General features: G+C 40.1%; 5 protein-coding genes. All 5 read left to right on the top strand.

Features of this window, described 5'->3' with window-relative positions; translation table 11 throughout:
• Window positions 1-243: 243 nt before the first annotated feature.
• The 5 genes from DV872_RS25335 to DV872_RS25315 all read left to right on the top strand — a co-directional run bounded on the left by DV872_RS25335 (window position 244) and on the right by DV872_RS25315 (window position 7355).
• Window positions 244-2016 (top strand): sensor histidine kinase, encoded by a 1773-nt coding sequence (locus DV872_RS25335; RefSeq protein WP_114632767.1) that lies wholly within the window; start codon window positions 244-246, stop codon window positions 2014-2016.
• A complete protein-coding gene (locus tag DV872_RS25330; protein WP_114632766.1) occupies window positions 2009-3655 on the top strand; it encodes a helix-turn-helix domain-containing protein in 1647 nt (548 codons plus the stop codon). Before DV872_RS25335 ends, DV872_RS25330 begins: the two co-directional genes overlap by 8 nt.
• Before the next feature lie 112 nt (window positions 3656-3767).
• Window positions 3768-5423, top strand: a complete 1656-nt coding sequence (locus DV872_RS25325) for an extracellular solute-binding protein (RefSeq protein ID WP_147283272.1) — start codon at window positions 3768-3770, stop codon at window positions 5421-5423.
• 107 nt (window positions 5424-5530) lie between these two features.
• The gene (locus DV872_RS25320) at window positions 5531-6442 is read left to right on the top strand and encodes a sugar ABC transporter permease (RefSeq protein WP_114632764.1); all 912 of its coding nucleotides are present in this window, start codon (window positions 5531-5533) and stop codon (window positions 6440-6442) included.
• A 10-nt stretch (window positions 6443-6452) separates the two neighbouring features.
• Window positions 6453-7355, top strand: a complete 903-nt coding sequence (locus DV872_RS25315) for a carbohydrate ABC transporter permease (protein WP_114632763.1) — start codon at window positions 6453-6455, stop codon at window positions 7353-7355.
• The last annotated feature ends 129 nt before the right edge of the window (window positions 7356-7484 follow it).

Raw genomic sequence — 7484 nt, 5'->3', positions numbered from 1 at the left:
ACGTTGTTTACCTAAATCCATCTGCAGATACAAGGATTAAAATAAAAGCAGAAAAAGAAAGGAAATTCGCCAGTTAAATTTTATCATTATTTCAAAGAGCACACTTCAACTATGTTGACATATTCCGCTTTCAGCCCCCTTTTACCGTTGGTACAAAACATAGAAATTTAGAATGGTTGAAAATTAAGTTTTTGAATACGGGATTGGGTTCTATAATGAATCCTACAACAGGGGGCTCTTGTTATGCATAAAAAAGGTTTTCGGTACTCTGTTTCAGTCAAGCTCAGTTCTGTATTTGTTCTTGCCGTAATTATTCTCTTTTCAATTGGATTCAGTATTTACAATTGGGGTATCAATAAGGTCCGTACGGACATAATCAATGCCGAGTGCATTCAGAACAGACACTATTCAGCCAATCTGAACAGGGAGTTCAAAAGGATAACCATGCTTCAGTATGACCTTGTGAATAACCGGGATTTAATCAAGGTCAGTACTCTGGAGAATGTTTATGGGAACTATGACACTTACCAGATGGTTCTCAGAATTGAAGATAAAATACTCGCTATTAAAAACAGCAGTAACATCATAGATGACATTGATGTCATTGTGCCTCTGATTGACAAGTCCATATCCACCGGTACAACTGGCCGGATCTCTTCGGAATCACAGAACCTGATCAGCAATTATGGTGACAGGGAAAACAAACAGATCATATTCGAAAACAATAGCATTCTCCTCATTTCCGAGTTCCCTCAGCACTATTATCTGATAGATATTCCTCCCTATTTTTTAATTCATGCCACCATATCCATGGATACAATGGTCGATTTTTTAAATGATATGAGCATGACCGCAGACAGCAGCGGATTTATCAGCAGTGAAAGCCGTGATATGTTGATTTTTGATGAACAGGATGAAAATATAGTACTTACTATCAATGAATCAATAAAGGAAGGCAGAGGGCAGGAGATATACAGTGAACATGATTCACCACGGACTGTGCAGTTTACACAGGAGCTGGGTGGAAAAAAGTATCTGGTCATCTATACACGGACAGGACTAGCCGACATGCACCTTGTCAGGTATGCACAGGAAAGCATCGTTTTTTCCGGATTTACAAGATACAAGATAATCATCTGGATTTTCGGACTGACCTCTCTGTTTCTGACCCTCCTTTTTTCCAATTCACTCCATAACATGATACATGAACCTCTGAACAAGCTGATCGGGGCTTTTGAACGGCTTCAGAGATTTGATTTCCCTGTATCCATTGAGCATAATAGAGATGATGAGTTTAAATATATCTATGAGAGTTTTGATGAAATGTCCTTCAAACTGGAGCAGTTGATCGATCAGGTCTATAAGCAGAAAATACTGATGGAAAAATCCAAACTGAAACAGCTTCAGTCCCAGATCAATCCTCATTTTTTATATAACAGCTTTTTACTGTTGAGAAACAGGATTCAGACAGAAGACATTGATTTTGCATCAGAATTCTGTGATGACCTGGGAGCCTATTTTATGTATATCACACGGAACAAGGATGATGTGGTCTCTTTGAAGGATGAAATTACACACACCATCTCTTATTCTAAGATACAGTATGCCAGGTTTAAAAGCAGAATGACTATGGATATTGAACCTCTGCTTCCGGAATATGAAAATATCCTGGTTCCCAGAATTATCTTCCAGCCAATTATTGAAAATGCATTTGAGCATGCCATAGAGAAAATGAATTCCGGGGGAATCCTGCGTTTAGGATATTGTGCCAAAGATGAGTATCTGGATGTTCTGATTGAGGATAATGGCGAAATAAGTGACCGACAGATAATTAAACTACAGAAATATTTGACGACTTCTGATCATGAGGATACGGGAATTATCAATATCAACTGCCGTTTAAAACTTATGTTTTCTGACAAATGTGGATTATTTCTCTCAAGAAGTGATTTTGGTGGTTTGAAGGTGACTCTAAGAATTCCTCATGGGATAAGGGAAAGCAGGCAGCATGTATAGGCTTTTGATTGTTGATGATGAGATGGATGTTGTTGAGTATTTTCATAGAATCTTTTTGGAGAAATCATGCCTTCCTCTGGAAGTTTATAAGGCTCATTCCAGCAGAGAAGCTTTGGAAGTGATGAATAGAATCCGGTTTGATATAATTCTGTCTGATATCAAAATGCCTGAAATGACAGGACTGCAGATGTATGATGTTATTAAAGATAGATGGCCTAAATGCCGGGTTGTTTTTTTAAGCGGTGTTATTGAGTTTGAGTATGTTTATAAAAGCATTCAGAATAAAGATGTCCGCTATTTAACTAAACTGGAACCTACAGATAAGATCATTGCCACTGTAAAGGAAGTGATCGATGAAATTGATACAAGTTATGAAGAGGAAAATGCCCGTGAGCTGGCTCAGAAGCAGGTGGAAAAGGCACGCCCTCTCCTGCAGAACCGGTATCTGCAGAATCTTCTCTACGGAATTATAGACTCCCGTGATTCCATCCAGAAACGATTTGATGAATTGGGTATCTGCCTGGAAATAGATGAACCTATGATACTCTTGGGGGGAATATTCGACAATCTTCCAGATGATTTGAGTCCCTATTTTTTGGAACAGAACCTTTACTCCCTGAAAAGGATAGCTGGTGAATATCTGGGGCGGAAATATAATTTTGCTAATTATATATCAGAACAGAATCATCTTATCTGGATACTTCAGAAAAAGGAAAGTGCCGATCCAGGTGATAGTGGAATATATGACGCATTAAACGGGCTCCTGGAGTATATTCAGGAAGCGGGAAGAAAAGCCATGGATCTGACTATGACCTTTGTGTACGATATGACTCCAACAGACGCAGGGGGGGTATGGGAAAAGTACGGAATCATAAAAAGGCGTCTGGGGTATCGTTCAAAACTTCTGAAGAATAGTATTTTATCCTTATCTGATAGTCGATCCGATATATCACCGGAGTCTTCCTCTCCCACGGGTAGTGAAGTGAATACCGGAAATCCTCTGCTCCACATATATAAACTGGAAGGATTCCTTGAACTGGGTCATCAGAAAAACTTCTTTTCTCTTCTTTCTCAGATGGTAAACTCCCTGGAATCGGGCAGTAATTTTAGTAGTTATGGGGAACTGGAAGTTTATTATCGTCTTGTCAGCATGTTTTTGAAGTATATCAATGAGTGGAACCTCACCATCGTGCTGGAAGCCCGGATGGATCTGCGCAGGCTGACCCGGGCGTATGAACACAGTTCCCGTGATGAAGCAGTGGAATATCTGGTAAATCTCAGTAAATATATTTTTGAAATTCACTTTAATGATGAGGATTTATGGTCTCATAATGCCATATCCGAAGTACAGAAATATATTTATGAAAACCTGGAAAAGGATCTGTCTCTTATTGTGTTATCCGACAGGGTCAGCCTCAATCCCACCTATTTATCCCGGCTGTTCAAAAGTGTGACAAACGCCAATCTGTCGGATTATATTTTGAAAATTCGTATGGATAAAGCACAGGACCTTCTAAATAGGAGCGGTATGAAAATAAATGATATAGCAATGGAAGTCGGATATAACTCCGCCCCTTCATTCACGCGGGTTTTCAGAAAATACTGCGGGAAAACCCCCAGGGAATATAGAGAAGAATAAGATAAATGTAAAAAATAGGTAATGAATGTAAAATGATGCTTGTTGTCCGGAAATATAAGCAATGAGATAATTAATTAACTATTTATCACATCATACAGGAGGAAATGTGAATATGAAAAAGAAACTGTTGTTAATTATAACTGCATTCTTCGTTTGTTTTTTTCAGTTGAATGCAGCCGGGCAGAAGGAATCTGAAAAAGTGTCATCATCTATGGAGGTGGATGTTGATCCCTTTGGAGTATACGAAGAGCCTGTAACCATAACGGTGGGTATGAGAACTTTCGGTGCAGATCAAGTCCCCACTGAAGAAGGCTTATGGTTCAAAGAGTACGAAAAGTACGGAATCAATGTAGAAGTAGCCTGGTCGGCTGATGCCAGTCAATATGATGCCAAGGTCAATATGGCAATTGCTTCCGGTGATATTCCGGATGTGATGTTTGTAAATGCCGGGCAGCAGTTAACTTCTCTTGTCCGGGGAGATATGGTCATTGATGTAGATGATTATTTCGAGTTCCTATCTCCTATGGTAAAAGAATACCTTACCGAAGGTGTGGGGGCGGAAGCTCTCAGAAGTGTCACTTTTGATGGGAAAACCAAAATGCTGCCAGCGAATGTGTCTGGACTCATCAACAACAGCTTTCCCCTGTTTGTCAGAAAGGACTGGTTGGATACTCTGGGAATGGATCTTCCCGAAACCATGGATGATTTTAAAGAAATCGCCATAGCATTTGCCAAAGATGATCCCGATCAGAACGGGAAAGATGATACCTACGGTCTGGCAGTAATGGGTAAAACAAACCTGATTGTCGACTGGGGTGGACTGTACGGATTCTTTGCCGGTTACGGTGTGCAGCCCTGTACATGGTATGACGGTATGCTGTTCTATTCGGAAGATGAAAACGGGAATGCTGTCTGGGACGGTAAAAAAACAGAGGTTAAGGAGGGACTACAGCTTCTGGCAGATCTTTATGAGGCAGGAGCCATTCCAGCGGATTTTCCCACAATGGATGGAACTAGGGTTACTGAAGATTTAACCGCCGGAATCGCAGGTATGGTTTTCGGAGTGCGGGGCCTACCTATCTGGGCATTTCCTAATGCTTTTAAAACCAATGAAAATGCTGAGTGGTATTGTGTCAACATGCCTGTAGCAGAAGCGGGTGCTTCTCCCACATTATTTGCCTACCAGCCTGTCAATGTAGGTTATGTCATCTCAAAAGAGTGTGAAAATCCTGAAGCTGCCATAAAAATGGCTAATATTACTTCCATGTTGAAGGATCCATTCAGTCCGGATGTGGACCCTGCCTTTACCGTAGATAGAAGTGTAACAGGAGATGTTGTAATTGAAATAATAAATCCTCTTCAGGAACAGATGGAAAACGAATTGTTCTTTGAAGCCATATCGAATAATGATAAATCCCTCTGTCCTCCCAACCTGGTAGAACGTTATGATTTTGTGAATGACTTTATTAATAATAAAACTCCCGAAAACTGGAGATGGTGGAATGCGTTTTATCCCGCACCGGGACACGCCTGGTACCATACATTTGTTGTAAATACTCCCGAAATCATCAAGAAAAATGTCTGGTGGAAACTCCCCTCAGCTAAGATGAACAGTAAACTGCCCATCTATAAGAAAATGGCGGAAGAAACAATGACTAAAATCATCATGGGAATTGAACCTGCTTCTGAATGGGATGTCATGGTGGCAAACTGGGAAAAACTCGGTGGTGCAGAAATGACAACTGAAGTTCAGGCCAGTCTGAAGTAATCTGATCCGATAAAGAGCAGGGGGATTATTCTCTTCCTCTGCTCTTCTCTCTTTTTAACAATACAAAGAAGTAACAAGCCAATTATCAAAGAGGAATTGTGTGAATAATGAATAATAAGATAAAACAAGAGATCCCTTTACATGTGATGCTGCTTGTTCCTGTGATTCTTGTGATTATATATAACTATGGACCCATGTTCGGACTTTTTATAGCTTTTCAGGATTATATTCCGTCAAACAAAGGTCTTCTTCACTCTTTTCTCAATGGGGATTGGATCGGTCTGGATATGTTCCGCTACATTTTGATGATGCCGGATTTCACATTGATTATGCGCAATACACTGTTTATCGCATTGATGAAAATTGCTGCGAAAATAGTGTTCCCCCTAATGTTTTCCCTTATGCTGAATGAAGTCTCTAAAAAATGGGTAAAGAAATCGGTACAGACTATAACATTCCTTCCGTTTTTTCTCTCCTGGGTTATCCTCGGGGGGATTCTGCTGGAAGTCTTTTCTCCCAGAAACGGCATTGTCAATATGGTCTTGGAAAACTTCGGATACAAAGCCTTCTATTTCTTCGGAAATGATAAAATATTTCCCTATATGCTTGTTCTGACAGATCTATGGAAGGAAATTGGATTTACAACCATTATCCTACTGGCTGCTTTAACCGGAATCGATCCGACCTTGTATGAGGCGGCGTCCATAGACGGAGCGGGGCGATGGAAACAGACTCTCTATATCACTTTTCCCAGTATTATGGGTATGGTGATTCTTTTAACTATTCTGGGTATGGGAAATATTATGAATGCCGGATTTGAACAGATCTTTATGCTCTACGGTCCGTCTGTCTATTCTACAGGTGACATTATTGATACCTATACCTATCGAATGGGGATTGAAAATGGTCAGTTTGTTCTTGCAACAGCAGTGGGACTGTTTAAATCTGTGATCTCTCTGATAGTGATGGTTTCATCCTATTCTGTTGCCAAAAAGTACAGTAATTACAAAATTTTTTAAGGGAGGACATATGAACAGAAGTAACACTGTACTATCGGGGAATTCGCCCTCTCGTATAGCCTTTATTGTGGTGAATTATATTTTACTGGCCCTGTTTACACTTGTGAGCATACTGCCCCTGATTCATATTCTATCCCTGTCCTTAAGTGCAGTGGATGCCGTTGACAGTGGAAAAGTTGGATTGTTTCCGGTCGATTTCTCACTGACATCCTATAGGTTCATATTGAATAATACAAAATTCTACTCAGCTTTTCTGGTCTCTGTAAAACGTGTTCTTCTAGGAGTTCCCATAAACCTGATATGCATTATTCTGATAGCCTATCCCCTGTCAAAAGATAAAGAACGATTCAGACGGCGGAAAATCTATGTGTGGTTTTTTGTGTTTACCATGCTTTTTAACGGAGGGATGATTCCCACCTATCTTATTGTTAAATCCACTGGTTTACTCGATTCTATCTGGGCTCTTATTTTACCGACGGCAGTGAATGTTTTTAATCTTCTTATACTAATGAACTTCTTCAGAGAACTGCCAAAGGCGATTGAAGAATCCGCTTTGATAGATGGTGCCAGTCATTATACAATACTATTAAAAATTTACCTGCCTCTGGCCAAACCAGCTCTGGCGACACTGGTTCTGTTTACTTTTGTTTATCACTGGAATATGTGGTTTGATGGGCTTATTTATATAAACAGCTCAGCAAAAGTTCCTTTACAGACCTATCTGCAGAGTATCCTGACTATTCCGGATATTCAGAATCTGACCACAGAGCAGATGGCAATTATCGGCAATATGAGCCGTCGGGCCACCAATTCGGCTCAGATCGTTGTTTCTACAGTTCCCATTCTTCTGGTTTATCCCTTCCTGCAGAAGTATTATACCAAAGGTCTTGTTCTGGGAAGTGTTAAGAGTTAAAAGGGGCTGTTGCAAAAGTAAAATTGTAACAGCCCTTCTTATTTCTAACTAACCATACCCCACCCAAAAGCTTCCCAACAGAAAAAAATGAGTACCATCTTCTACTTTTAGTGGGTTTTTCTGCTTGAA

Origin of the sequence: Oceanispirochaeta sp. M1, from assembly GCF_003346715.1 — a bacterium.
GTDB lineage: Bacteria > Spirochaetota > Spirochaetia > DSM-2461 > DSM-2461 > Oceanispirochaeta.
This window is presented reverse-complemented; position numbering and strand designations above follow the sequence as displayed.